The sequence below is a fragment of the Streptococcus oralis genome (genome assembly GCF_001579175.1).
GTDB classification, from domain to species: Bacteria; Bacillota; Bacilli; order Lactobacillales; family Streptococcaceae; genus Streptococcus; species Streptococcus oralis_O.
In genome coordinates, this window is record NZ_KQ970760.1 from 667,449 (window position 1) to 690,452 (window position 23,004).

General features: G+C 39.0%; 23 protein-coding genes. 18 read left to right on the forward strand and 5 right to left on the reverse strand.

Translation table 11 applies throughout. From position 1 onward, the window contains the following. Window positions 1–79: 79 nt before the first annotated feature. Together SORDD24_RS07595 and SORDD24_RS07600 are read left to right on the forward strand one after the other, a co-directional pair. Window positions 80–673: a 3'-5' exonuclease gene (locus tag SORDD24_RS07595; RefSeq protein WP_061409232.1), complete on the forward strand. Its 594-nt coding sequence runs from the start codon at window positions 80–82 to the stop codon at window positions 671–673. A gap of 8 nt (window positions 674–681) precedes the next feature. Next, window positions 682–2,445 carry a glycerophosphoryl diester phosphodiesterase membrane domain-containing protein gene (locus tag SORDD24_RS07600; protein WP_061409235.1) on the forward strand — a complete coding sequence of 588 codons (1,764 nt, stop codon included), beginning with the start codon at window positions 682–684 and terminating at the stop codon, window positions 2,443–2,445. 37 nt (window positions 2,446–2,482) lie between these two features. Here SORDD24_RS07600 and SORDD24_RS07605 read toward each other — a convergent pair whose 3' ends face one another. Beyond that, a complete protein-coding gene (locus SORDD24_RS07605; RefSeq protein WP_061409238.1) occupies window positions 2,483–2,782 on the reverse strand; it encodes a YbaB/EbfC family nucleoid-associated protein in 300 nt (99 codons plus the stop codon). 439 nt (window positions 2,783–3,221) lie between these two features. On the opposite strand from SORDD24_RS07605, the gene SORDD24_RS07610 reads away from it, so the two are divergent. From SORDD24_RS07610 to lacD, 13 genes are all read left to right on the forward strand, one after another. Next, window positions 3,222–3,929, forward strand: coding sequence for an IspD/TarI family cytidylyltransferase (locus SORDD24_RS07610; protein ID WP_000638514.1), 708 nt, complete (start codon window positions 3,222–3,224; stop codon window positions 3,927–3,929). Between the two features lie 4 nt (window positions 3,930–3,933). After that, the gene (locus tag SORDD24_RS07615) at window positions 3,934–4,956 is read left to right on the forward strand and encodes a ribitol-5-phosphate dehydrogenase (RefSeq protein WP_061409241.1); all 1,023 of its coding nucleotides are present in this window, start codon (window positions 3,934–3,936) and stop codon (window positions 4,954–4,956) included. Window positions 4,957–4,972: 16 nt separating this feature from the next. Beyond that, window positions 4,973–5,830 carry a phosphotransferase family protein gene (locus SORDD24_RS07620; protein WP_061409244.1) on the forward strand — a complete coding sequence of 286 codons (858 nt, stop codon included), beginning with the start codon at window positions 4,973–4,975 and terminating at the stop codon, window positions 5,828–5,830. A gap of 1 nt (window position 5,831) precedes the next feature. Further along, the gene (locus tag SORDD24_RS07625; RefSeq protein WP_061409247.1) at window positions 5,832–6,710 is read left to right on the forward strand and encodes a DMT family transporter; all 879 of its coding nucleotides are present in this window, start codon (window positions 5,832–5,834) and stop codon (window positions 6,708–6,710) included. Window positions 6,711–6,721: 11 nt separating this feature from the next. Next, the gene (locus SORDD24_RS07630) at window positions 6,722–7,411 is read left to right on the forward strand and encodes a sugar phosphate nucleotidyltransferase (protein ID WP_061409250.1); all 690 of its coding nucleotides are present in this window, start codon (window positions 6,722–6,724) and stop codon (window positions 7,409–7,411) included. A 190-nt stretch (window positions 7,412–7,601) separates the two neighbouring features. After that, a complete protein-coding gene (locus SORDD24_RS07635) occupies window positions 7,602–8,078 on the forward strand; it encodes a PTS sugar transporter subunit IIA (RefSeq protein ID WP_000521979.1) in 477 nt (158 codons plus the stop codon). 37 nt (window positions 8,079–8,115) lie between these two features. After that, the gene (locus SORDD24_RS07640) at window positions 8,116–8,421 is read left to right on the forward strand and encodes a PTS sugar transporter subunit IIB (protein ID WP_000590577.1); all 306 of its coding nucleotides are present in this window, start codon (window positions 8,116–8,118) and stop codon (window positions 8,419–8,421) included. Window positions 8,422–8,475: 54 nt separating this feature from the next. Continuing rightward, window positions 8,476–9,951 (forward strand): PTS galactitol transporter subunit IIC, encoded by a 1,476-nt coding sequence (locus SORDD24_RS07645; RefSeq protein ID WP_061409253.1) that lies wholly within the window; start codon window positions 8,476–8,478, stop codon window positions 9,949–9,951. 107 nt (window positions 9,952–10,058) lie between these two features. Beyond that, on the forward strand, window positions 10,059–10,955 hold the full coding sequence (locus SORDD24_RS10935) for an aldose 1-epimerase family protein (protein WP_081103551.1): 897 nt from the start codon (window positions 10,059–10,061) through the stop codon (window positions 10,953–10,955). 286 nt (window positions 10,956–11,241) lie between these two features. Then, window positions 11,242–11,667 carry a galactose-6-phosphate isomerase subunit LacA gene (lacA, locus tag SORDD24_RS07655; RefSeq protein ID WP_000029277.1) on the forward strand — a complete coding sequence of 142 codons (426 nt, stop codon included), beginning with the start codon at window positions 11,242–11,244 and terminating at the stop codon, window positions 11,665–11,667. Between the two features lie 30 nt (window positions 11,668–11,697). Further along, on the forward strand, window positions 11,698–12,213 hold the full coding sequence (gene lacB / locus SORDD24_RS07660; protein WP_001216921.1) for a galactose-6-phosphate isomerase subunit LacB: 516 nt from the start codon (window positions 11,698–11,700) through the stop codon (window positions 12,211–12,213). A gap of 10 nt (window positions 12,214–12,223) precedes the next feature. Continuing rightward, window positions 12,224–13,153 (forward strand): tagatose-6-phosphate kinase, encoded by a 930-nt coding sequence (locus tag SORDD24_RS07665; RefSeq protein WP_061409256.1) that lies wholly within the window; start codon window positions 12,224–12,226, stop codon window positions 13,151–13,153. Window position 13,154: 1 nt separating this feature from the next. Next, complete coding sequence (gene lacD, locus SORDD24_RS07670) at window positions 13,155–14,135, forward strand: tagatose-bisphosphate aldolase (protein WP_061409259.1); 981 nt, start codon at window positions 13,155–13,157, stop codon at window positions 14,133–14,135. A gap of 64 nt (window positions 14,136–14,199) precedes the next feature. Here the strand turns inward: lacD and SORDD24_RS07675 are convergent, their stop codons facing one another. The 4 genes from SORDD24_RS07675 to nrdH all read right to left on the reverse strand — a co-directional run bounded on the left by SORDD24_RS07675 (window position 14,200) and on the right by nrdH (window position 18,700). Further along, entirely contained in the window at window positions 14,200–14,967 is a 768-nt protein-coding gene (locus SORDD24_RS07675) for a DeoR/GlpR family DNA-binding transcription regulator (protein ID WP_061409262.1), read from the reverse strand. Window positions 14,968–15,107: 140 nt separating this feature from the next. Beyond that, on the reverse strand, window positions 15,108–16,070 hold the full coding sequence (gene nrdF, locus SORDD24_RS07680; RefSeq protein WP_061409265.1) for a class 1b ribonucleoside-diphosphate reductase subunit beta: 963 nt from the start codon (window positions 16,068–16,070) through the stop codon (window positions 15,108–15,110). A 171-nt stretch (window positions 16,071–16,241) separates the two neighbouring features. Next, window positions 16,242–18,401, reverse strand: a complete 2,160-nt coding sequence (gene nrdE / locus SORDD24_RS07685; RefSeq protein WP_061409268.1) for a class 1b ribonucleoside-diphosphate reductase subunit alpha — start codon at window positions 18,399–18,401, stop codon at window positions 16,242–16,244. 80 nt (window positions 18,402–18,481) lie between these two features. Then, entirely contained in the window at window positions 18,482–18,700 is a 219-nt protein-coding gene (gene nrdH, locus SORDD24_RS07690; protein WP_000259239.1) for a glutaredoxin-like protein NrdH, read from the reverse strand. Between the two features lie 362 nt (window positions 18,701–19,062). On the opposite strand from nrdH, the gene SORDD24_RS07695 reads away from it, so the two are divergent. The 3 genes from SORDD24_RS07695 to SORDD24_RS07705 form a co-directional block, all read left to right on the forward strand. Further along, a complete protein-coding gene (locus tag SORDD24_RS07695; protein ID WP_000146948.1) occupies window positions 19,063–19,326 on the forward strand; it encodes a phosphocarrier protein HPr in 264 nt (87 codons plus the stop codon). 5 nt (window positions 19,327–19,331) lie between these two features. Beyond that, the gene (gene ptsP / locus SORDD24_RS07700; RefSeq protein WP_061409271.1) at window positions 19,332–21,065 is read left to right on the forward strand and encodes a phosphoenolpyruvate--protein phosphotransferase; all 1,734 of its coding nucleotides are present in this window, start codon (window positions 19,332–19,334) and stop codon (window positions 21,063–21,065) included. 245 nt (window positions 21,066–21,310) lie between these two features. Further along, window positions 21,311–23,004: pneumococcal-type histidine triad protein (locus SORDD24_RS07705; RefSeq protein WP_231082703.1), on the forward strand; the 1,694-nt coding region annotated here is incomplete at its 3' end.

The following is a 23,004-nucleotide window of genomic DNA, read 5'->3' on the forward strand; positions in this document are numbered from 1 at the left end:
GAAGCTGTTTGGGTTATTCGCTAACCTAATGGCTTCTTTTATTATTTATAGTTAAAATCGAGTCGAAATTGAGGGAAAAATGGAAAAATTACGAGATTATATTGCCTTTGATTTAGAGTTTAATCAACACGATGGGGTTACTCATTTAATTCAAGTATCAGCAGTCCGCTTTCAAGATGGACAAGAAAGTGCTGCTTTTGATTCTTATGTTTATACTACAGCCCCATTGAAGAGTTTTATCAATGGTTTGACTGGGATCACAGCTGAAACATTGAAAGATGCGCCGAAAGTAGAGCAAGTTTTAAAAGATTTTCAGGCCTTTGTTGGCAAATCACCAATCGTTGGCTACAATGCAGCTAAGAGTGATTTACCTATTCTCTTGGAGCATGGTATTGATTATCGTGACCAGTATAAGGTTGATCTATATGAGGAGGCTTTTGAACGCCGTAGTTCTGATTTACACGGCATAGCCAATCTTAAATTGCAAACTGTTGCAAATTTTTTAGGCTTTCACGGGAAGTCTCATAACAGTTTAGAGGATGCCCGTATGACAGCGCGTGTCTACGAAGCCTTTTTGGAATCGGATGAAGGAAAGCTATTAATAGAAGACCAGAGTAGTTTTTCTATGAATAATCCTTTCGGTAGCTTAGATTTATCCCAATTTTTAGACTAGGAGTGCCTATGAAACCTGAAAAACCTAAGAAGCTAGGTTTTAGGAAGATATACTATAACCTAGATAAGATTTTATTTCTATTTTTCTTGATATTTATGATGGTTGAGTTTGTCTGGCTACCATTGAATTCTTGGATTGCAGGGATGTTGCTCAGACAAACAGGCTATTTGTTTATTTCTTACAATAACTTTCTTGCTATTATTCAAGGCTCACCTTTTGTCAGTTTAGCCTTTCTCATCTTAATTGCAATCAATCTCTTGGTTGCTTATTTTCAGATTTGTCTTTTATTCATTGGGGCGCGTCACCTTCTCTACCATGAAAAGAGAACCTTGATTGAGTATAGTCGAAAAGTCTTTCAACAGAGTTTTCTATTTATGAAACGATTCAGTTTCTGTAAAATGGCCTTTGTCTTCTTTTACGTAGCTATGCTTTTTCCTTTCATCAGGAAAATTTTAAAAATCTATTACCTTAATAAGATTATTATTCCAGATTTTATCGTTACCTACCTTGAAGATAAGTATTGGCTAGTTGGTCTGCTGATTCTGTCCTCTGCTTGGATTTTACTCTATATTTCAGTTCGTTTCATGTTTGCTCTTCCCAAGATTCTCTTTGAAAAGAAAACAGTGAGAGAGGGAGTGAAATATAGTCTGCAAAAGACAAAAAAACACGTTATCTTTTATGCTTGGAACTTGCTTCTCATTATCATTAAAACCTACCTCTTTTTCTTTCTACTCTTGATTCCCATATTGTTTGCTCAAGTTGTAATGGATGAATTAACTCATAAAGAATCCCTAGTCCTAGGGGTAATCAATTATGTTTTGATAAAGAACTTCCATTATATGACCTTGACTTATTTTCTCGTTAAATTTGTTTCATTTTTAACTGGTGAAGAACTTGAAATCATGCCAAGAAGGAAGAAAGACCATTTGATGAGATGGGGAGTAATGGGCTGCGCTAGTATCGTTTTTGCTTTAGAGGGTTATATCTATCTTGAGTCTCCTGACACGAGTACCCCTTTGGTTATTTCTCACAGAGGAGTTTCCAATAAAAACGGAGTTCAGAATACAGTCGAGTCGTTAGAGAAAACAGCTCAACTAAAACCAGATTTGATTGAAATGGATATCCAGGAAACCAAGGATGGTCAGTTTGTAATGATGCACGATGCCAACCTCAAAAATTTAACAGGTATTAATGCTACGCCGCAAGATTTGACTCTAGATGAATTAACAAATACAGATATTTACGAGAATGGTTATCAGACAAAGATTTCAAGTTTCGACGCTTATCTGGAACGCGCCAATGCTTTAAACCAAAGATTGCTGATTGAGATTAAAACCAGTAGAAAAGATAGCCCTCAAATGATGGAACATTTCCTTGAAAAATATGGGACGACCATCAAAAAATATGGGCACCAGATTCAATCCCTTGATTACCAGGTGATTGATAAGGTTTTGAATTATGATTCTGAGATTCCGTCCTACTTTATTATGCCTTATAACAGTATCTTCCCAAGAACAAAGGCAACTGGTTATACCATGGAATATTCAACCTTGGATGAGTACTTTGTTAATAAACTTTGGACAACAGATCAAAGGTTATATGTATGGACTGTTAATGGTTCTGACGCTTTCGACAAAGCCATTCGCCTAGGAGCCAACGGTATGATAACAGATGACCTAGAAATGGTACAGTCACAGGTATTGATGGCTCAGGATGACCCTGAATACACTGATTTGATTCTTAAGAAAGCCATGGAATTTTTTGACTTCTAAGAAAAAAGAGAAACATTCGTTTCTCTTTTCTTATGGATTAGAAAGGCAATTTTCCAGCGAAAGCACCAAGTTTCTTCTTAGTCGTTTCGTCGATTTGGTCTATCGCAGCATTGATAGCTTGAACAGTCATGTCAGAAAGAGTTTCAAGGTCTTCTGGGTCAACGACGGCTGGGTTAAAGTTGATGCTTACAACTTTCTTATCTCCAGTTAATGTTGCTTGGACAAGGTCTTGAGCAGATTTTCCAATAAATTCTATAGCAGCAAGTTCTGCTTGACTTTGTTCCATTTGTTTTTGAAGTTTTTGTGCTTGACGCATCATGTTTTGCATATTCATCATAGCGGTTTACAGTTTCCTTTTTCTATTATTTTCCTTTTTATTTTAACAATTTTAGGATTAAAAGTCTAATAATAGTTTGTTATCTTGTTGAGAATAGCTTAAACAATCGACATCTTAAAATTACTAAAAAAGAATCTTACGTTTTTCCTAGCTTATTTTTGTATTTAAAAAAATGTGTTTAAGTTTTCTTTAAGGTTTATATTATATTCTAAAGAACTCTATGTTAACCGAACGTTAAACGGAGGATATAGAGGATAATCTATTTTTCTTTCTTAATTTGTTTTGATCTTTTCAGATTTAGTTACAAATTGTTCACTTTTTACGATAAATAGTGTGTTAGTTCAACTAAATGGTGCTCTATCTTTTCTTCATGATGGAGGCAGATTATGATATAATAGATGGTAATGAGTTTTTTAGAATAAACTAAAGGAGAATATAAATGATCTATGCAGGAATCCTAGCCGGAGGAACTGGCACACGCATGGGAATCAGTAATTTACCAAAACAATTCTTGGAGTTGGGTGATCGACCTATTTTGATCCACACAATTGAAAAATTCGTCTTAGAACCAAGTATTGAAAAAATTGTTGTTGGAGTTCATGGAGACTGGGTGTCACACGCTGAGGACTTGGTTGACAAGTATCTTTCTCTCCACAAGGATCGCATCATCATTACCAAGGGTGGGGCTGATCGCAATACCAGTATTGAGAAGATTATAGAAGCCATTGATGCCTATCGTCCAATCACTCCAGAAGATATCGTGATTACCCACGACTCTGTTCGTCCATTTATCACACTTCGCATGATTCAGGACAATATCAAACTCGCCCAAAATCATGATGCGGTTGACACAGTAGTAGAAGCGGTTGATACCATTGTTGAAAGTACAAATGGTCAGTTTATCACGGATATTCCAAATCGTGCTCACCTTTATCAAGGTCAAACACCTCAAACCTTCCGCTGCAAGGATTTCATGGATTTGTATGGTTCCCTATCTGATCAAGAAAAAGAAATTCTGACGGATGCATGTAAGATTTTTGTTATAAAAGGGAAAGACGTTGCCCTAGCTAAAGGGGAATATTCAAACCTTAAAATCACAACGGTGACAGACTTGAAAATCGCGAAAAGCATGATTGAGAAAGACTAAGGCTATGATTAATCAAATTTATCAACTGACCAAACCAAAGTTTATCAATGTAAAATACCAAGAAGAGGACATTGATCAGGAGAATCATATCCTGATTCGTCCAAATTATATGGCGGTTTGTCATGCGGATCAACGTTACTATCAAGGGAAGCGTGATCCAAAGATATTGGCTAAAAAACTTCCTATGGCTATGATTCACGAGTCTTGTGGAACTGTTATTTCAGATCCAACTGGGACTTATGAAGTCGGTCAAAAGGTAGTTATGATTCCAAATCAACCGCCTATGCAGAGTGACAAAGAGTTCTACGAAAACTACATGACTGGAACCTACTTCCTATCTAGTGGTTATGATGGCTTTATGAGAGAATTTGTCTCTCTACCAAAAGATCGTGTTGTGTCTTATAATGACATTGAGGACACAGTCGCTGCCATTACCGAGTTTGTGAGTGTGGGTATGCATGCCATGAATCGTTTCTTAAATCTTGCCCACAGCAAACGAGAGCGAATCGCTGTTATTGGAGATGGTAGTTTGGCTTTTGTGGTTGCCAATATTATCAATTACAATCTACCAGAAGCAGAGATTATCGTAATTGGTCGCCATTGGGAAAAACTAGAGCTCTTCTCTTTTGCAAAAGAGTGCTACATTACTGACAATATACCAGAGGATTTGACCTTTGATCATGGATTTGAGTGTTGTGGTGGTGATGGTACAGGTCCAGCTATCAATGATTTAATTCGTTACATTCGACCTCAGGGAACGATTCTCATGATGGGAGTGAGCGAGTACAAGGTTAATATCAATACGCGAGACTCTTTAGAAAAAGGTTTATTATTGGTCGGTTCGTCTCGATCTGGACGGATTGATTTTGAAAATGCAATACAGATGATGGAAGTCAAAAAGTTTGCGAATCGTCTGAAGAATATCCTTTATGTTGAAGAGCCTGTGAGAGAAATCAAGGACATTCATCGTGTCTTTGCTACAGACCTTAATACTGCTTTTAAAACAGTATTCAAGTGGGAAGTATAGAAGATGGAGGTTAATTGTGGAGAAACTCATCAAAGAAAAAATTTCTTCTTTACTATCTGAAGAAGAGGAAGTCCTCAGCGTTGAACAACTGGGAGGCATGACCAACCAAAACTATTTGGCCAAGACAACTAATAAGCAGTATATCGTTAAATTTTTCGGAAAAGGGACCGAAAAGCTCATCAATCGTCAAGATGAAAAATACAATCTTGAATTGTTGAAAGATTTGAATCTCGATGTCAAGAATTATCTTTTTGATATTGAGTCAGGAATCAAGGTAAATGAGTACATTGATTCTGCAACAACGCTTGATTCTACTTCGATTAAGACCAAGTTTGAAAAGATTGCCCCGATTCTACAGACCATTCATGCATCAGGTAAAGAACTAAGAGGGGAATTTGCACCTTTTGAAGAAATCAAAAAATACGAATCCTTGATTGAGGGAAATATCCCTTACGCCAATTATGAAGCTGTGAGAAAAGAAGTATTCTTGCTAGAGAAAAGATTGGCTGATTTGGGTGTTGACAGAAAGTCTTGTCATATCGATTTGGTTCCAGAAAACCTTATCGAGTCACCTCAAGGTCGCTTGTATTTGATTGATTGGGAATACTCTTCCATGAATGATCCAATGTGGGACTTGGCAGCTCTCTTTTTGGAGTCTGACTTTACAAATCAGGAAGAAGAAGATTTCCTTGCTTATTATGAAAGTGACAAAACTCCAGTATCTCGTGAAAAGATTCGAATCTATAAAATTTTGCAAGATACCATCTGGAGTTTGTGGACAGTGTACAAAGAGGCTCAAGGTGCTGACTTTGGAGATTATGGTGTGAGTCGTTACCAAAGAGCTGTTGACGGTTTGACCTATTATGGAGGTTAGGATGAAGAATAAAAATGGTGTTTCTTTCGGTCTGCTCTCAGGTATCTTCTGGGGATTAGGCCTAACAATCAGTGCTTATATCTTTTCAATTTTTACAAATCTTTCACCCTTTGTGGTGGCAGCGGCACATGACTTCTTGAGTATCTTTATTTTATTAGCTTTTCTCTTGATTAGAGAAGGGAAGGTTCGCTTGTCAATCTTTCTAAATATTCGAAATGTAAGTGTTATTATCGGAGCTTTGCTAGCAGGACCAATAGGTATGCAGGCCAATCTTTATGCGGTTAAATATATTGGTAGTTCACTAGCTTCATCTGTATCGGCTATTTACCCAGCAGTTTCAGTTTTGCTAGCCTTCTTCATTTTGAAACACAAGGTTTCAAAGAATACAGTATTTGGTGTTTTCTTGATTATTGCAGCGATCATTGCTCAAACCTACAAGGTTGAACAAGTTAACTCGTTTTACATTGGGATTCTTTGTGCCCTTATCTGTGCCATTGCCTGGGGGAGTGAAAGTGTTCTCAGCTCCTATGCTATGGAAAGTGATTTAAGTGAAATTGAAGCCTTGTTAATCCGACAAGTAACCTCATTCTTATCCTATCTAGTGATTGTGCTCTTTTCTCACCATTCATTTGCAGAAGTGGCAGATGGGCAATTATTCGGCCTCTTGATTGTCTTTGCGGCCTTTGATATGATTTCCTATTTAGCTTATTATATCGCCATTAATCGCTTACAACCTGCGAAAGCAACAGGTTTGAATGTGAGCTATGTAGTCTGGACTGTCTTATTTGCAGTTATTTTCTTGGGTGCACCGCTAGATATGCTGACAATTATCACTTCACTTATTGTTATGGCTGGTGTTTATATTATTATTAAAGAATAAAGGAGATTCGTGTGAAAGCGATTATTTTAGCAGCGGGCTTAGGAACTCGTCTGCGCCCTATGACTGAAAATACCCCAAAAGCTTTGGTTAAGGTTAATCAAAAACCCTTGGTAGAATACCAAATTGAGTTTTTGAAAGAGAGAGGAATTGATGAGATTATCATCGTTGTCGGTTACCTCAAGGAACAATTTGACTACCTAAAAGAAAAATATGGTGTCCGTTTAGTCTTTAACGACAAGTATGCTGATTACAATAACTTTTACTCACTTTATCTAGTAAAAGAAGATTTGGCTAACAGCTATGTCATTGATGCAGATAACTATCTTTTCAAAAATATGTTTCGAAATGATCTTAAACGTTCTACCTATTTCAGTGTTTATCGCGAAGACTGTACCAACGAGTGGTTCTTGGTTTACGGTGATGACTGCAAGGTTCAAGATATTATTGTTGACAGCAAGGCTGGTCGCATTCTGAGTGGAGTTTCATTCTGGGATGCACCAACTGCTGAGAAGATTGTTGGCTTTATTGACAAAGCTTACGAAAGTGGTGAATTTGTTGATCTCTACTGGGATAACATGGTTAAGGATAATATCAAAGAATTGGATGTCTATGTCGAAGAATTAGAAGGAAATAGCATCTATGAAATTGATAGTGTAAAAGATTACCATAAGTTAGAAGAGATTTTATCTACTATTGAGTAAGGAAAGAGAAGAAGGCTTGAGCCTTCTTTTTTTGTGTATTTTATAACAAGAATGTTTGATATTGATTGTATTCTTTGAATGAAACAAAAATTATAAAAAAATGAACAAAATAAAACAAAAATTATTGACAACGATTTCATATAGTGTTATACTTATAGCATAAAAGATAATTGAAAGAAGGGAAAATGTTATGGGATTAGATCATTTCTTTGACAAAAACCTGGTGTTTTGCTTAGAAGCGGATAATCAAGAACAACTCTTTGATCAGGTAGCAAGCTTGTTGGAAGAACGAGAAATTGTCACTCCAACTTATCGTGAAGCCTTGATCACGCGTGAAAAGTCATTTCCAACTGGCTTAGATATGGAATTTCTAGGTAAGGACTTGCCAAATGTGGCGATTCCTCATACAGATATTGTTCATAATCTAGCTGAGAAAGTAGTGGTTGTTCGATTAGAAAAACCAGTAACTTTTCACAATATGATAGCTCCTGATAAGGAAGTAGAAGTATCCCTACTCTTCTTTATCATTAACAACTCAAGTTCAAGTCAAACAAATATTCTGGCTCAGTTGATGGACTTTTTCACAGGAAATGGACATCTGGAAGATCTATCAAAAATTTCCGAACCAGAAAAACTTTATGCTTACATTGCTGAAGCAACCGCTTAATCTTGTCTATTAAAATATAAAATCGGAGGAAATCCAAATGATTAAAATTCTTGCTGCCTGCGGTGCAGGTGTTAACTCAAGTCACCAAATTAAAAGTGCTCTAGAAGAAGAACTTTCAAGCCGTGGATATGACGTTCACTGTGATGCAGTCATGGTTAAAGATGTGAACGAAGACCTTATGAAAGGTTACGATATCTTTACTCCGATCGCTGCAACAGATCTTGGTTTTGAACCAGGTATTCCAGTAATCGAAGCTGGACCAATCTTGTTCCGTATTCCTGCAATGAGCGCTCCAGTATTTGACAATATTGAAGCAGCTATTAAAGAACACGGATTAAGCTAATTTATTCTTTATCTTGTTAACATTCATATAACTAAAAAAACGGGAGGAACTATTATGGATGTCATTATCGAACTAGCCAATAAGATTTTCAAGCCAGTCTTGGAAATGGGTGGTCCTATCATCATGCTGATCATCTTGACAGTATTGGCCTTACTATTTGGAGTGAAATTCTCCAAAGCGCTTGAAGGTGGTATTAAACTTGCCATCGCCCTTACTGGTATCGGTGCCATCATCGGTATGCTTAACGGAGCTTTCTCAGCATCACTTGCGAAATTCGTTGAAAACACAGGTATTCAGTTAAACATCACTGACGTTGGTTGGGCACCACTTGCTACGATTACTTGGGGATCTGCTTGGACACTTTACTTCTTGCTTGTGATGTTGATTGTCAACGTTGTGATGCTTGCTATGAAGAAAACGGACACACTTGATGTCGATATCTTCGATATCTGGCACTTGTCAATCACTGGTCTTTTGATCAAATGGTACGCAGACAACAATGGAGTTAGCCAAGGGGTTTCACTATTCATCGCGACTGCTGCAGTTGTCCTTGTCGGTGTCTTGAAAATCATCAACTCTGACTTGATGAAACCAACATTTGACGACCTTCTTAACGCACCAAGTTCATCACCAATGACTTCAACTCACATGAACTACATGATGAACCCAGTTATCATGGTTTTGGATAAGATCTTTGATAAAGTATTGCCAGGTCTTGATAAATACGACTTTGACGCTGCAAAATTGAACAAGAAAATCGGTTTCTGGGGATCTAAATTCTTCATCGGTTTCATTCTTGGTATCGTTATTGGTTTGATGGGTACTCCACACCCAGTTGCAGGTGTAGAAGGAGCCGATAAATGGGAACTTGTCATTAAAGGTTGGTTGAGCCTTGGTTTGACTGCCGGTGTCTGCTTGGAGCTCTTCTCACTTATCGGATCTTGGTTCATCGCAGCTGTAGAACCACTTTCACAAGGTATTACAAACGTTGCTACTAAACGTCTTCAAGGACGTAAATTCAACATCGGTCTTGACTGGCCTTTCATCGCTGGTCGTGCTGAAATCTGGGCTTGTGCCAACGTACTTGCACCAATCATGTTGATTGAAGCAGTGCTTCTTTCAAACGTAGGAAATGGTATCTTGCCACTTGCAGGTATCATCGCCATGGGTGTGACTCCAGCTCTCTTGGTTGTTACACGTGGTAAATTGCTCCGTATGATTATCTTCGGAACACTCTTGTTGCCTCTCTTCCTTCTTTCTGGTACTCTTATCGCACCATTCGCGACAGAACTTGCTAAAGGTGTAGGTGCCTTCCCAGAAGGTGTGAGCCAAACTCAATTGATTACCCACTCAACTCTTGAAGGACCAATTGAAAAACTATTTGGTTGGGCAATCGGTAATGCTACAACAGGTGATATCAAAGCAATCCTTGGTGCGGCAGTCTTCCTTGTATTCTATGTAGGTATCTTTGCTTGGTATAGAAAACAAATGATCAAACGTAACGAAGAATACGCAGCAAATGCTAAATAATTCGCTCCTATAAAATGTAAATTGTGAAAACTAGGTTGTTAATTTCCTACATTGGGAGTGGCAACCTAGTTTTTTATATAAAGATCTAAAAATAGTTGGAGAATATTATGGTAATTGAAATAAAATCAGATCAGTTAACGGTCCAGTTTAAAACCTTAGGTGGCGCCTTGTCGTCGATCAAGGATCGAGAAGGCATTGAGTATTTGTGGCAAGGAGATGCCGCTTACTGGAGTGGACAAGCGCCAGTACTTTTTCCAATCTGCGGCTCTTTAAGAGAAGATACAGCCTTCTACAGTCACGAAGATGGAACGGAGACGAAAGGAAACATTCCTCGTCATGGTTTGGTCCGTAAAAAAGAATTTGACTTAGTTGATCAAACAGAAAACAGCGTAACCTTTGCTATCGAAGATGATGAGAATACTTATCAAAACTACCCTTATCATTTCCGTCTTGAAATCACTTATCTAGTGACCGGCAAGACTGTTCGTACTCAATACAAAGTCTTCAATAAAGAAACTAGCAAGGTCATGCCATACTTTATTGGTGGACATCCAGGCTTTAATTGCCCTCTGCTAGATGGCGAAACTTATGAAGATTACTATTTAGAGTTTGAGAAAGAAGAGACTTGCTCTGTTCCCCGTCCTTTCCCAGAAACTGGCATGTTAGACTTTCAAGATAGAAGTCCATGGTTGGATTCACAAAAGGAAGTGGATCTCAGTTACGATCTGTTTAGTCTTGATGCAGTGACTTTGGATGAGTTGCAATCCAGAACAATTGCCCTTCGTTCTCGTAAGCATGAGAAGGGATTAAAAGTACACTTCCAAGAGTTTTCAAATCTCATTATCTGGTCAACTTTGAATAAGGGACCTTTCATTGCGTTTGAACCATGGTCTGGCTTGTCAACATCTCTTGAAGAAGGAGATCATTTAGAAGATAAGAAAAACGTTCGTCTCCTAGAACCTGGTCAAGTAGATCAGATTGGCTTTGATATTGAAATATTTTAGATAAAAAACCACAAAAACAAACATTTACTGTTGACTTTTTCTATAAATAGGAGTATATTATGTTTGTAAACAACAAATGATGTTTGTAACAAACAAACAATCGCTTGTTATATTCTCTTTTGAGGAGAAAGTTTGTTTCCAGGAACTTGATTTCCTGGACTTGGATAAGATGATATTCATCTCATTCAATCAAATTTATCACTAAACTGCTAGAAAGTCTTTTGTAGGTAAACTGCTAACTATAAAAGTCTTTACTAGCCTAGAAAAATAAAAAGGAGTATACAATATGTCTATTGTTATCGGTGCAGATGCTGCAGGTTTGAGATTGAAAGAAGTTGTGAAAGACTTCTTGGAAAAAGAAAACTTCCACGTTGTGGATGTTACAGCTGAAGGTCAAGACTTTGTTGATGTAACTCTTGCTGTTGCCGCAGAAGTAAACAAAGAAGAACAAAATCTTGGTATCGTGATTGATGCTTATGGTGCTGGTCCATTCATGGTCGCAACAAAAATCAAAGGAATGGTTGCCGCAGAAGTATCAGATGAACGCTCAGCATATATGACTCGTGGCCACAACAACTCACGTATGATCACTATGGGTGCACAACTTGTTGGTGATGAATTGGCTAAAAATATTGCTAAAGGTTTTGTTAACGGTAAATACGACGGCGGACGTCACCAAATTCGTGTTGATATGTTGAACAAAATGTGCTAATTAGATTACAGTAAGAAAGGTAAGATAAAAATGAGAATTGCAATTGGATGTGACCACATCGTAACAGATGAAAAAATGGCGGTTTCAGAATTTTTGAAATCAAAAGGATATGAAGTCATTGACTTTGGTACTTATGACCACACACGTACTCACTACCCAATCTTTGGTAAAAAAGTTGGTGAAGCTGTTACAAGCGGTCAAGCCGATCTTGGGGTATGTATCTGTGGTACTGGTGTTGGTATCAACAACGCTGTAAACAAAGTCCCAGGAGTTCGTTCTGCCTTGGTTCGTGATATGACAACAGCTCTTTATGCAAAAGAACAATTGAATGCCAATGTTATTGGTTTTGGTGGTAAAATCACTGGTGAACTGCTTATGTGTGATATCATTGAAGCTTTCATCAATGCTGAATACAAACCATCAGAAGAAAACAAAAAATTGATTGCGAAAATTGAGCACGTTGAAACTCACAATGCTCATCAAGCAGATGCAAACTTCTTTACAGAATTCCTTGAAAAATGGGATCGCGGTGAATACCACGACTAAGAGGTGACGCATGATTTTAACAGTCACAATGAATCCATCCATTGATATTTCTTATCCTTTGGATGAATTAAAAATTGACACTGTCAACCGTGTGGTGGACGTGACCAAGACAGCTGGTGGTAAAGGTCTCAATGTTACACGAGTGCTTTCAGAATTTGGTGATTCTGTTGTTGCTACTGGTTTGGTCGGTGGTAAACTTGGTGAGTTTTTAGTAGAGCATATTGACGATAAAGTAACGAAACGTTTCTTCTCCATTCAAGGAGAAACTCGTAACTGTATCGCTATTCTCCACGGAGACAACCAAACAGAAATCCTTGAAAAAGGGCCTGAAGTTTTGGAACAAGAAGGGCAAGATTTCTTGGTTCATTTCGAGAATCTTCTTGACACTGTGGAAGTAGTAGCCATCTCTGGTAGTCTGCCAGCAGGTCTTCCAGTTGACTACTATGCAAGCTTAGTAGAACTTGCTAATCAAGCAGGCAAACCAGTTGTTCTAGACTGCTCAGGTGCAGCTCTTCAGGCTGTCCTTGAATCACCACACAAACCAACAGTTATTAAACCAAATAACGAAGAATTGTCTCAGCTTCTTGGGAAAGAAGTTTCTGAGGATTTGGATGAATTAAAAGAAGTTCTTCAAGAGCCTCTATTTGCAGGGATTGAGTGGATAATTGTTTCACTTGGTGCAAATGGTGCTTTTGCAAAACATGGGGACACTTTCTACAAGGTAGATATTCCAAGAATTCAGGTGGTCAATCCTGTTGGATCTGGAGATTCTACTGTGGCAGGGATTTCCTCAGGACTTCTTCATAAGGAATCGGATGTAGAACTCCTCATCAAGGCCAATGTCCTTGGTATGCTCAATGCTCAAGAAAAAATGACAGGTCATGTCAATATGGCCAACTATCAGGCTCTATATAATCAATTAATAGTAAAAGAGGTATAAAATGGCTTTAACAGAAAACAAACGTGCATGCTTAGAAAAACTTTCAGATGAAAATGGAATCATCTCAGCTCTTGCCTTTGACCAACGTGGCGCTTTGAAACGTCTCATGGCTCAATACCAAACAGAAGAGCCAACAGTTGCTCAAATGGAAGAACTTAAAGTATTGGTTGCAGATGAATTGACAAAATACGCATCCTCTATGCTTCTTGACCCTGAGTATGGTCTTCCAGCTACAAAAGCGCTTGATGCCAATGCTGGTCTTCTCCTTGCTTATGAGAAAACTGGCTACGACACAACAAGCACCAAACGCTTGCCTGACTGCTTGGATGTTTGGTCTGCCAAACGCATCAAGGAACAAGGTGCAGATGCTGTTAAGTTCTTGCTTTACTACGATGTAGATAGCTCTGACGAACTCAACCAACAAAAACAAGCCTACATCGAACGCATCGGTTCTGAGTGTGTGGCGGAAGACATTCCATTCTTCCTTGAAATCCTCGCTTACGATGAAAAAATTGCTGATGCAGGTTCTGCAGAATATGCCAAAGTGAAACCACACAAGGTTATCGGTGCCATGAAGGTCTTCTCAGACCCACGCTTTAACATTGATGTCTTGAAAGTTGAAGTTCCTGTTAACATTAAATATGTTGAAGGCTTCGCTGAAGGTGAAGTAGTATATACACGTGAAGAAGCAGCAGCCTTCTTCAAAGCGCAAGACGAAGCAACAAATCTTCCTTACATCTACTTAAGTGCAGGTGTATCAGCTAAACTCTTCCAAGAAACACTTGTCTTTGCCCACGAATCAGGCGCAAACTTCAACGGTGTTCTTTGTGGCCGTGCAACTTGGGCTGGATCAGTTGAAGCCTACATCAAAGACGGTGAAGCAGCAGCTCGTGAATGGCTACGCACAACTGGATTTGAGAACATTGATGAACTCAACAAAGTTCTCCAAACCACAGCGACTTCATGGACTGAACGTGTGTAATAAAACCATTAAAGACTGAAATTTTAATACTTACAAAAATCCCCACCAATCGGTGGGGATAGTTTTATGGTTTAGAAAGAATGATTTTTGTTTGTTTCGAAAGTTGGTCGAAGGTTTCTTTACTCAGTTTGGCATCTGAAACGATAGTATCAATCTCTGAGATATTGTAGAAAGTGTAAAAATCAAACTTATTAAACTTACTGTGGTCTGCCAGTAGATATTTTTTATTGGCATTATTCAAGGCGATTCGTTGTACCTCGCCCTCTTCTTCACTGAAAGTAGCAATTGCCTTATCCTTAATACCATTACAGCTAACAAATGCCTTAGAAAACTGAAGGTTTGTCAAATCCTGCAAGGTGAGTGTCCCCACAAAAGCACCAGTGATAGCGCGATAATTTCCACCAATCAAAATCAAATCTGTTAGTTTTCGTTCGTTTAGGATGAGAAAAACTGGAAGACTGTTTGTTACAACACGAATATTATCGATAGGGAGCTCACGAGCAAAACACTCTAAGGTTGTTCCTGGACCGATAAAAATGGTTTCTCCTTCGTCAATCAAACGACCTGCAAAACGACTAATTTCTTGTTTTTCAGCAATCTGTAAGCCTTGTTTTTCAACGTTTGACCGTTCGTTGTTTAAGAGAGAACCTGTACGAAGTTTTTCAGCACCACCATGCACACGGACCAGTAAATCTTTATCTGCCAATTCTTGTAAGTAGCGACGAGCTGTCATATCTGATACATCCAGACGCGTCATGATTTCTTTTACAGTAATAGTTCCCTTTGTATTTACTGTTTCTAGAATACTATCTAGTTTCTCTTGCTTTAGCATCCTTATCACCTCGATTTCTACTATTATTATCTTACCATAAAACGCTCAATATATCAAATAGAAAAAAACAAAATAAAACAAAAAACAAAAATATCATGGTTGTTTTAAACAAGCCATGATATTTTGAATGATTGGCCAAATTAGTCTAAACCGTAGTTGTAATCATCATCTTGCATGGCTTCAACTTCACCAAGGAGGTAACCATTTCCGACTTGAGAGAAGAAGTCGTGGTTAGAAGTTCCTGTTGAAATACCGTTCATGACGATTGGGTTGACATCATCTGCTGAGTCTGGGAAGAGTGGATCTTGCCCCAGGTTCATGAGAGCCTTGTTGGCATTGTAGCGAAGGAAGGTCTTGACTTCCTCAGTCCAGCCAACACCGTCATAGAGGCTCTCTGTATAACCTTCTTCGTTCTCGTAGAGAGTATAGAGCAGGTCGTACATCCATTCTTTGAGTTTTTCTTGCTCTTCTTCAGGTAATTCATTGAAACCAAGTTGGAATTTGTAACCGATGTAGGTTCCGTGAACAGACTCATCACGGATAATCAACTTGATAATTTCCGCAACATTGGCCAGTTTGTTGTTACCGAGATAGTAGAGGGGTGTAAAGAAACCAGAGTAGAAGAGGAAGGTTTCAAGGAAAACGCTGGCAACCTTCTTTTCAAGAGGCGTACCATTGAGGTAGATTTCGTTGATAATTTCAGCTTTTCTTTGTAGGTAGGGGTTGGTGTTGGTCCATTCAAAGATTTCTTCAATTTCAGCCTTGGTATTCAAGGTTGAAAAGATAGAAGAATAAGATTTTGCATGGACAGATTCCATAAATTGGATGTTGTTAAAAACAGCTTCCTCATGCGGTGTACGGATGTCAGAACGAAGAGCCTGAACCCCTGTTTCAGATTGCATGGTATCAAGAAGCGTTAAACCACCAAAGACTTTTCCTACCAAGTCTTTTTCCTTGTTTGATAGTTTTCTCCAGTCGTCAAGGTCATTTGACAAGGGGATACGAGTGTCGAGCCAGAATTGCTCCGTCAGCTTTTCCCAAGTTGATTTGTCGATGACATCTTCGATGGCATTCCAGTTAATGGCTTTGTAGTATGTTTCCATAAGGTGTATTTCTCCAATGTAATAGTAATTATTATGCAACCTTGCTTAGTTTTATAGAACCTATTTCAATGATATCATATTTTTTTATTACGGAGTAAGCAATAAATGTCATGAGTATAGCGTAAATTGGTCCCCATTTACTATTTAAACAAGTAGTACAAATTTTTTCCATTAAATCACACAGCTTTCACATTGGTTAGCACCGACTTCTCCACCGTCGTCTGTAAAGGTACGAACGTAGTAAATTGACTTGATTCCCTTGTTAAAGGCATAGTTACGAAGGATTGACAAGTCACGTGTCGTTTGTTTGTTTTCTTTCTTCCATTCGTAAAGACCTTTTGGAATGTCGCTACGCATGAAGAGGGTGAGTGAAAGTCCTTGGTCCACGTGCTCTGTTGCAGCAGCGTAAACATCAATCACCTTACGCATATCCATATCGTAAGCAGAAGTGTAGTAAGGGATAGTATCTGTTGACAAACCTGCAGCTGGGTAGTAGATCTTACCGATTTTCTTCTCTTGGCGTTCTTCGATACGTTGCGTAATCGGGTGGATAGAAGCAGAAACATCGTTGATGTAGCTGATAGAACCATTTGGAGCAACAGCAAGGCGGTTTTGGTGATAAAGTCCATCTGCTTGAACCTTTTCGCGAAGTTCAGCCCAGTCAGCAGCACTTGGAATAAAGACATCTTTAAAGAGTTCTTTAATACGGTCTGATTTTGGAACAAATTCGCCTGTCACATACTTGTCGAAGTAGCTTCCGTTAGCATAGTCTGATTTTTCAAAGTTGTGGAAGGTGATACCACGTTCACGCGCGATGTTATTAGATTCTACCAAGGTCCAGTAGTTCATAAGCATAAAGTAGATGCTTGTAAATTCAACTGATTCAGGTGATCCGTATTCGATGAGTTGTTGTGCAAGGTAGCTGTGAAGTCCCATAGCACCAAGACCAAAGGTGTGAGCCAAACTGTTTCCGTGGTCGATAGTAGGTACAGCTACGATGTGTGAACTATCTGTAACGAAAGTAAGGGCACGAACCATCGCACGGATAGAACGACCAAAGTCAGGTGAGGTCATCATGTTGACCACGTTAGTTGATCCAAGGTTACATGAGACATCTGTTCCCATTTGAAGGAATTCTTGAGCATCGTTGATCAAGCTTGGTTCTTGAACTTGAAGAATCTCAGAACACAAGTTACTCATGATAATCTTACCATCTACTGGATTAGCACGGTTGGCTGTATCAATGTTGACGATATAAGGGTAACCAGATTCTTGTTGCAATTTAGAGATTTCAGTTTCCAAATCACGCGCCTTGATTTTTGTCTTACGGATATTTGGATTTGCTACTAGTTCATCATATTTTTCAGTGATGTCGATATAGTTGAATGGCACGCCATACTCAAGCTCTACAGAGTAAGGGCTGAAGAGGTACATTTCTTCATTTTTACGAGCCAATTCGTAGAATTTATCTGGTACCACAACTCCAAGTGAAAGGGTCTTCACACGAACTTTTTCATCGGCATTTTCTTTCTTAGTAGAAAGGAAGGCGATGATATCTGGGTGAAAGACATTGAGATACACTACACCAGCTCCTTGACGTTGCCCCAATTGGTTAGAGTAAGAGAAACTGTCTTCGAAGAGTTTCATAACTGGAACGACACCAGAAGCGGCTCCTTCATAACCTTTGATAGGTGCACCCGCTTCGCGAAGGTTACTGAGGGTAATTCCCACACCACCACCGATACGAGAAAGTTGAAGGGCAGAGTTGATGGAACGTCCGATAGAGTTCATATCATCCGTCACTTGGATCAAGAAGCAAGATACCAACTCTCCACGACGCGCACGACCAGCATTCAAGAAGGAAGGAGTAGCAGGTTGGTAGCGTTGGTGGATGATTTCATTGGCAATATCAATCGCAACAGCTTCATTACCGTCAGCAAAATAGAGTGCATTAAAGAAGACACGGTCTTCCATGCTTTCAAGATAGTATTCCCCATCGTTAGTCTTCAAGGCATATTGATTGTAAAACTTATAGGCAGCCATGAAAGACTTGAATTGGAAGTTTTGGTCTTTAATAAATTGAGACAATTCTTCTAAGAATTCTGGGCGGTATTTTTTGATAAATGCTGTTTCAATGTAGTTGTGTTCAATGAGGTAGTTGATTTTATCAGTGATTGAATCAAAAACCATAGTGTTTGGAACTACATTTTCTTTAAAGAAGGCATCCAAGGCTTCTTTATCTTTATGCAGCATGATTTGTCCATTAACAGGACGGTTGATTTCGTTATTGAGACGGAAGTAAGTCACGTCCTCAAGATGTTTTAATCCCATAAAATTTCCTTTATCTAATTACAAAAGAAAGGCCTCTAAGTTAGCCCTAGAAGCAGTTTCTTCAGGATGATGTACTAAGATTATGCTAACTGTTTTAGTTTTCCTGGTTGGAAACCTGAAAAAACTTCAGTTGGTGTTTGGATAATAGGAGCTGCGCTGAAACCGAGCTCTTTAACTTGATCGATGTACTCAGGTTGCTCGTCAAGATTAATCTCACGATAAGCCACATTGTTGCTGTCCAAGAAACGCTTGGTCATCTTACATTGGACACAGTTGTTTTTAGAATAAACGGTTACCATTTTCGTAACTCCTCTTTCAAAATAGATTACTTTCTTAGTATATCAGAAAAAAAAACTTTGTCAATCATTTTAAACTAAATCTTGTGCTAAAAAGTTGCAGTTTTAAAATCAAAACACAAGATATAGTGTTTTGTCGGGGTGTAAAATTAGTTTTTCATTGAACTATCAAAGTTTATCGAAAGAAAAAAACTACATACTGTATAGTGGTAAGTAAAATAGAAGATTTTCAGCAAGTTATCAGAAAGGAAATAGAAGAAAGTCCATAAAACACTTGAAAAATAATCTAGAAGGTGATATAATACAGTCTTGTAAGGGTTATCACATATAATCCAAAAAAGAAATAACTAAAGGAGAGTCAAACTATGGCTTCTAAAGATTTCCACGTAGTGGCAGAAACAGGTATTCACGCACGTCCAGCAACATTGTTGGTTCAAACAGCTAGCAAATTTGCTTCAGATATCACTCTTGAATACAAAGGTAAATCAGTAAACCTTAAATCTATCATGGGTGTTATGAGTCTTGGTGTTGGCCAAGGTGCTGACGTTACAATTTCAGCTGAAGGTGCAGATGCTGACGACGCAATCGCTGCTATCACTGAAACTATGGAAAAAGAAGGATTGGCATAAGGAAAATGACAGAAATGCTTAAAGGAATCGCAGCATCTGACGGTGTTGCAGTTGCAAAAGCATATCTACTCGTTCAACCGGATTTGTCATTTGAGACTATTACAGTCGAAGATACAAACGCAGAAGAAGCTCGCCTTGATGCTGCTCTAAAAGCATCACAAGACGAGCTTTCTGTTATTCGTGAGAAAGCAGTAGGTACGCTCGGTGAAGAAGCTGCTCAAGTATTTGACGCTCACTTAATGGTTCTTGCTGATCCAGAAATGATCAGCCAAATCAAGGAAACTATCCGTGCGAAGAAAGTGAATGCAGAAGCAGGTCTGAAAGAAGTTACAGATATGTTTATCACTATCTTTGAAGGCATGGAAGACAACCCATACATGCAAGAGCGCGCAGCGGATATCCGCGACGTGACAAAACGTGTATTGGCAAATCTTCTTGGTAAAAAATTGCCAAACCCAGCTTCTATCAATGAAGAAGTAATTGTCATTGCACATGACTTGACTCCTTCTGATACAGCTCAATTGGACAAAAACTTTGTAAAAGCTTTTGTAACCAACATTGGTGGACGTACAAGCCACTCAGCTATCATGGCACGTACACTTGAAATTGCTGCTGTATTGGGTACAAACAACATCACTGAAATCGTAAAAGACGGTGACATCCTTGCCGTTAACGGTATCACAGGTGAAGTTATCATCAACCCAACTGATGAACAAGCTACAGAATTTAAAGCAGCTGGTGAAGCTTATGCTCAACAGAAAGCTGAATGGGCACTCTTAAAAGATGCTAAAACAGTAACTGCGGATGGTAAACACTTTGAATTGGCTGCCAACATCGGTACTCCAAAAGATGTTGAAGGTGTCAATGACAACGGTGCTGAAGCTGTTGGTCTTTACCGTACAGAGTTCTTGTACATGGATTCTCAAGACTTCCCAACAGAAGACGAGCAGTACGAAGCCTACAAGGCAGTGCTTGAGGGAATGAACGGTAAACCTGTTGTTGTTCGTACAATGGATATCGGTGGAGATAAGGAACTTCCTTACTTCGATATGCCTCACGAAATGAATCCATTCCTTGGATTCCGTGCCCTTCGTATCTCTATCTCTGAGACTGGAGATGCTATGTTCCGCACACAAATCCGTGCTCTTCTTCGTGCGTCTGTTCACGGTCAATTGCGTATCATGTTCCCAATGGTTGCGCTTTTGAAAGAATTCCGTGCAGCTAAAGCAGTCTTTGACGAAGAAAAAGCAAACCTTCTTGCTGAAGGTGTTGCAGTTGCGGATGATATCCAAGTTGGTATCATGATCGAGATTCCTGCAGCAGCTATGCTTGCAGACCAATTTGCTAAAGAAGTTGACTTCTTCTCAATTGGTACAAACGACTTGATCCAATACACAATGGCAGCAGACCGTATGAACGAGCAAGTTTCATACCTTTACCAACCATACAACCCATCAATCCTTCGTTTGATCAACAACGTTATCAAAGCAGCTCACGCTGAAGGGAAATGGGCTGGAATGTGTGGTGAGATGGCTGGTGACCAACAAGCTGTTCCACTTCTTGTCGGAATGGGCTTGGATGAGTTCTCTATGTCAGCAACATCTGTACTTCGTACACGTAGCTTGATGAAGAAACTTGACACAGCTAAGATGGAAGAGTACGCAAACCGTGCCCTTACAGAATGCTCAACAATGGAAGAAGTTCTTGAACTTCAAAAAGAATACGTTAATTTTGATTAATCGAAAAGTCCTTGCAACCCAGTTGCAGGGGCTTTTTTAAAGAATTTTTAAGAAAATCTTTTTTATATAAAGTCCATTCTAGAGAAAGTAGTGGTGAAGAATAAAAAAATACTTAACTGGTTCATAAAATTCTTGACAAGTTGCAAATTTAGGAGTAAACTATTAACCAGTTAATTAATAGAGAGGAGTTTCTGCAATTTAGAAATGAATTGCAAATAGAAATATCAAAAAGAAAGAGAGTTTCGATGAAAATTAATAAGAAATACCTTGCTGGTTCTGCGGCAGCTTTGATTTTAAGTGTTTGTTCTTACGAGTTGGGACTTTATCAAGCCAGAACGGTTAAGGAAAATAATCGTGTTTCCTATATAGATGGAAAACAAGCGACGCAAAAAACGGAGAATCTGACTCCTGATGAGGTTAGCAAGCGTGAAGGAATCAATGCGGAGCAAATCGTCATCAAGATAACAGACCAAGGCTATGTCACTTCACATGGCGACCACTATCATTATTACAATGGTAAGGTTCCTTATGATGCGATTTTTAGTGAAGAATTACTCATGAAAGATCCAAACTATAAGCTAAAAGATGAGGATATTGTCAATGAGGTCAAGGGTGGATATGTTATCAAGGTAGATGGAAAATACTATGTTTACCTTAAGGATGCTGCCCATGCGGATAATGTTCGTACGAAAGCAGAAATCAATCGACAAAAACAAGAGCATAGTCAACATCGTGAAGGTGGGACTCCAAGAAACGATGGTGCTGTAGCCCTGGCACGTTCGCAAGGACGCTATACTACAGATGATGGATATATCTTTAATGCTTCTGATATTATAGAGGATACTGGTGATGCTTATATCGTTCCTCATGGCGATCATTACCATTACATTCCTAAGAATGAGTTATCAGCCAGCGAGTTGGCTGCTGCAGAAGCCTTCCTATCTGGTCGGGGCAATCTGTCAAGTTCAAGAACCTATCGCCGACAAAATAGCGATAACACACCAAGAACAAACTGGGTACCTTCTGTAAGCAATCAGAGAACTACCAATACTAATACAAGTAACAACAGCAATACTAACAGTCAAGCAAGTCAAAGTGATGACATTGATAGTCTTTTGAAACAGCTCTACAAACTGCCTTTGAGCCAACGACACGTAGAATCTGATGGTCTTATTTTCGACCCAGCGCAAATCACAAGTCGAACCGCCAGAGGTGTAGCTGTCCCTCATGGTAATCATTACCACTTTATCCCTTATGAACAAATGTCTGAATTGGAAGAACGAATTGCTCGTATTATTCCCCTTCGCTATCGTTCAAACCATTGGGTACCAGATTCAAGACCAGAAGAACCAAGTCCACAACCGACTCCGGAACCTAGTCCAAGCCCGCAGCCTGCACCAAATCCTCAACCAGCTCCAAGCAATCCAATTGACGAAAAATTGGTTAAACAGGCGATTCGAAAAGTAGCTGATGGCTATGTATTTGAGGAGAATGGAATCTCACGTTATACTCCTGCCAAGGAACTTTCAGCAGAAACAGCAGCAGCCATTGATAGTAAACTAGCCCAGCAAGAAAGTTTGTCTCATAAACTCAGAGCTAAGAAAACCAACCTCCCATCTGGTGATCGAGGATTTTACAATAAGGCTTATGACTTACTAGCAAGAGTTCATCAAGACTTACTTGATAATAAAGGGCGACAAACTGATTTTGAGGCTTTGGATAAACTCTTGGAACGTCTCAATGATGTCTCAAGCGATAAAGTCAAGTTAGTTGATGATATTCTTACCTTCCTAGCACCGATTCGTCATCCAGAACGTCTAGGGAAACCAAATGCGCAAATTGCTTATACAAATGATGAGATACAAGTAGCTAAGTTGGCAGGCAAGTATACAACGGAAGACGGTTATATCTTTGATCCCCGTGATATCACTAGTGATGA

What these genes read in the sequence shown, in the direction of transcription:
- SORDD24_RS07695 (WP_000146948.1), top strand. Translation starts at nt 19,063, where the DNA reads ATGGCTTCTAAAGATTTCCACGTAGTGGCAGAAACAGGTATTCACGCA.
- SORDD24_RS07595 (WP_061409232.1), top strand. Translation starts at nt 80, where the DNA reads ATGGAAAAATTACGAGATTATATTGCCTTTGATTTAGAGTTTAATCAA.
- SORDD24_RS07600 (WP_061409235.1), top strand. Translation starts at nt 682, where the DNA reads ATGAAACCTGAAAAACCTAAGAAGCTAGGTTTTAGGAAGATATACTAT.
- SORDD24_RS07605 (WP_061409238.1), bottom strand. Translation starts at nt 2,782, where the DNA reads ATGATGAATATGCAAAACATGATGCGTCAAGCACAAAAACTTCAAAAA.
- SORDD24_RS07615 (WP_061409241.1), top strand. Translation starts at nt 3,934, where the DNA reads ATGATTAATCAAATTTATCAACTGACCAAACCAAAGTTTATCAATGTA.
- lacA (WP_000029277.1), top strand. Translation starts at nt 11,242, where the DNA reads ATGTCTATTGTTATCGGTGCAGATGCTGCAGGTTTGAGATTGAAAGAA.
- SORDD24_RS07625 (WP_061409247.1), top strand. Translation starts at nt 5,832, where the DNA reads ATGAAGAATAAAAATGGTGTTTCTTTCGGTCTGCTCTCAGGTATCTTC.
- SORDD24_RS10935 (WP_081103551.1), top strand. Translation starts at nt 10,059, where the DNA reads ATGGTAATTGAAATAAAATCAGATCAGTTAACGGTCCAGTTTAAAACC.
- SORDD24_RS07610 (WP_000638514.1), top strand. Translation starts at nt 3,222, where the DNA reads ATGATCTATGCAGGAATCCTAGCCGGAGGAACTGGCACACGCATGGGA.
- ptsP (WP_061409271.1), top strand. Translation starts at nt 19,332, where the DNA reads ATGACAGAAATGCTTAAAGGAATCGCAGCATCTGACGGTGTTGCAGTT.
- SORDD24_RS07645 (WP_061409253.1), top strand. Translation starts at nt 8,476, where the DNA reads ATGGATGTCATTATCGAACTAGCCAATAAGATTTTCAAGCCAGTCTTG.
- nrdE (WP_061409268.1), bottom strand. Translation starts at nt 18,401, where the DNA reads ATGGGATTAAAACATCTTGAGGACGTGACTTACTTCCGTCTCAATAAC.
- SORDD24_RS07675 (WP_061409262.1), bottom strand. Translation starts at nt 14,967, where the DNA reads ATGCTAAAGCAAGAGAAACTAGATAGTATTCTAGAAACAGTAAATACA.
- SORDD24_RS07635 (WP_000521979.1), top strand. Translation starts at nt 7,602, where the DNA reads ATGGGATTAGATCATTTCTTTGACAAAAACCTGGTGTTTTGCTTAGAA.
- lacD (WP_061409259.1), top strand. Translation starts at nt 13,155, where the DNA reads ATGGCTTTAACAGAAAACAAACGTGCATGCTTAGAAAAACTTTCAGAT.
- SORDD24_RS07640 (WP_000590577.1), top strand. Translation starts at nt 8,116, where the DNA reads ATGATTAAAATTCTTGCTGCCTGCGGTGCAGGTGTTAACTCAAGTCAC.
- nrdH (WP_000259239.1), bottom strand. Translation starts at nt 18,700, where the DNA reads ATGGTAACCGTTTATTCTAAAAACAACTGTGTCCAATGTAAGATGACC.
- lacB (WP_001216921.1), top strand. Translation starts at nt 11,698, where the DNA reads ATGAGAATTGCAATTGGATGTGACCACATCGTAACAGATGAAAAAATG.
- nrdF (WP_061409265.1), bottom strand. Translation starts at nt 16,070, where the DNA reads ATGGAAACATACTACAAAGCCATTAACTGGAATGCCATCGAAGATGTC.
- SORDD24_RS07665 (WP_061409256.1), top strand. Translation starts at nt 12,224, where the DNA reads ATGATTTTAACAGTCACAATGAATCCATCCATTGATATTTCTTATCCT.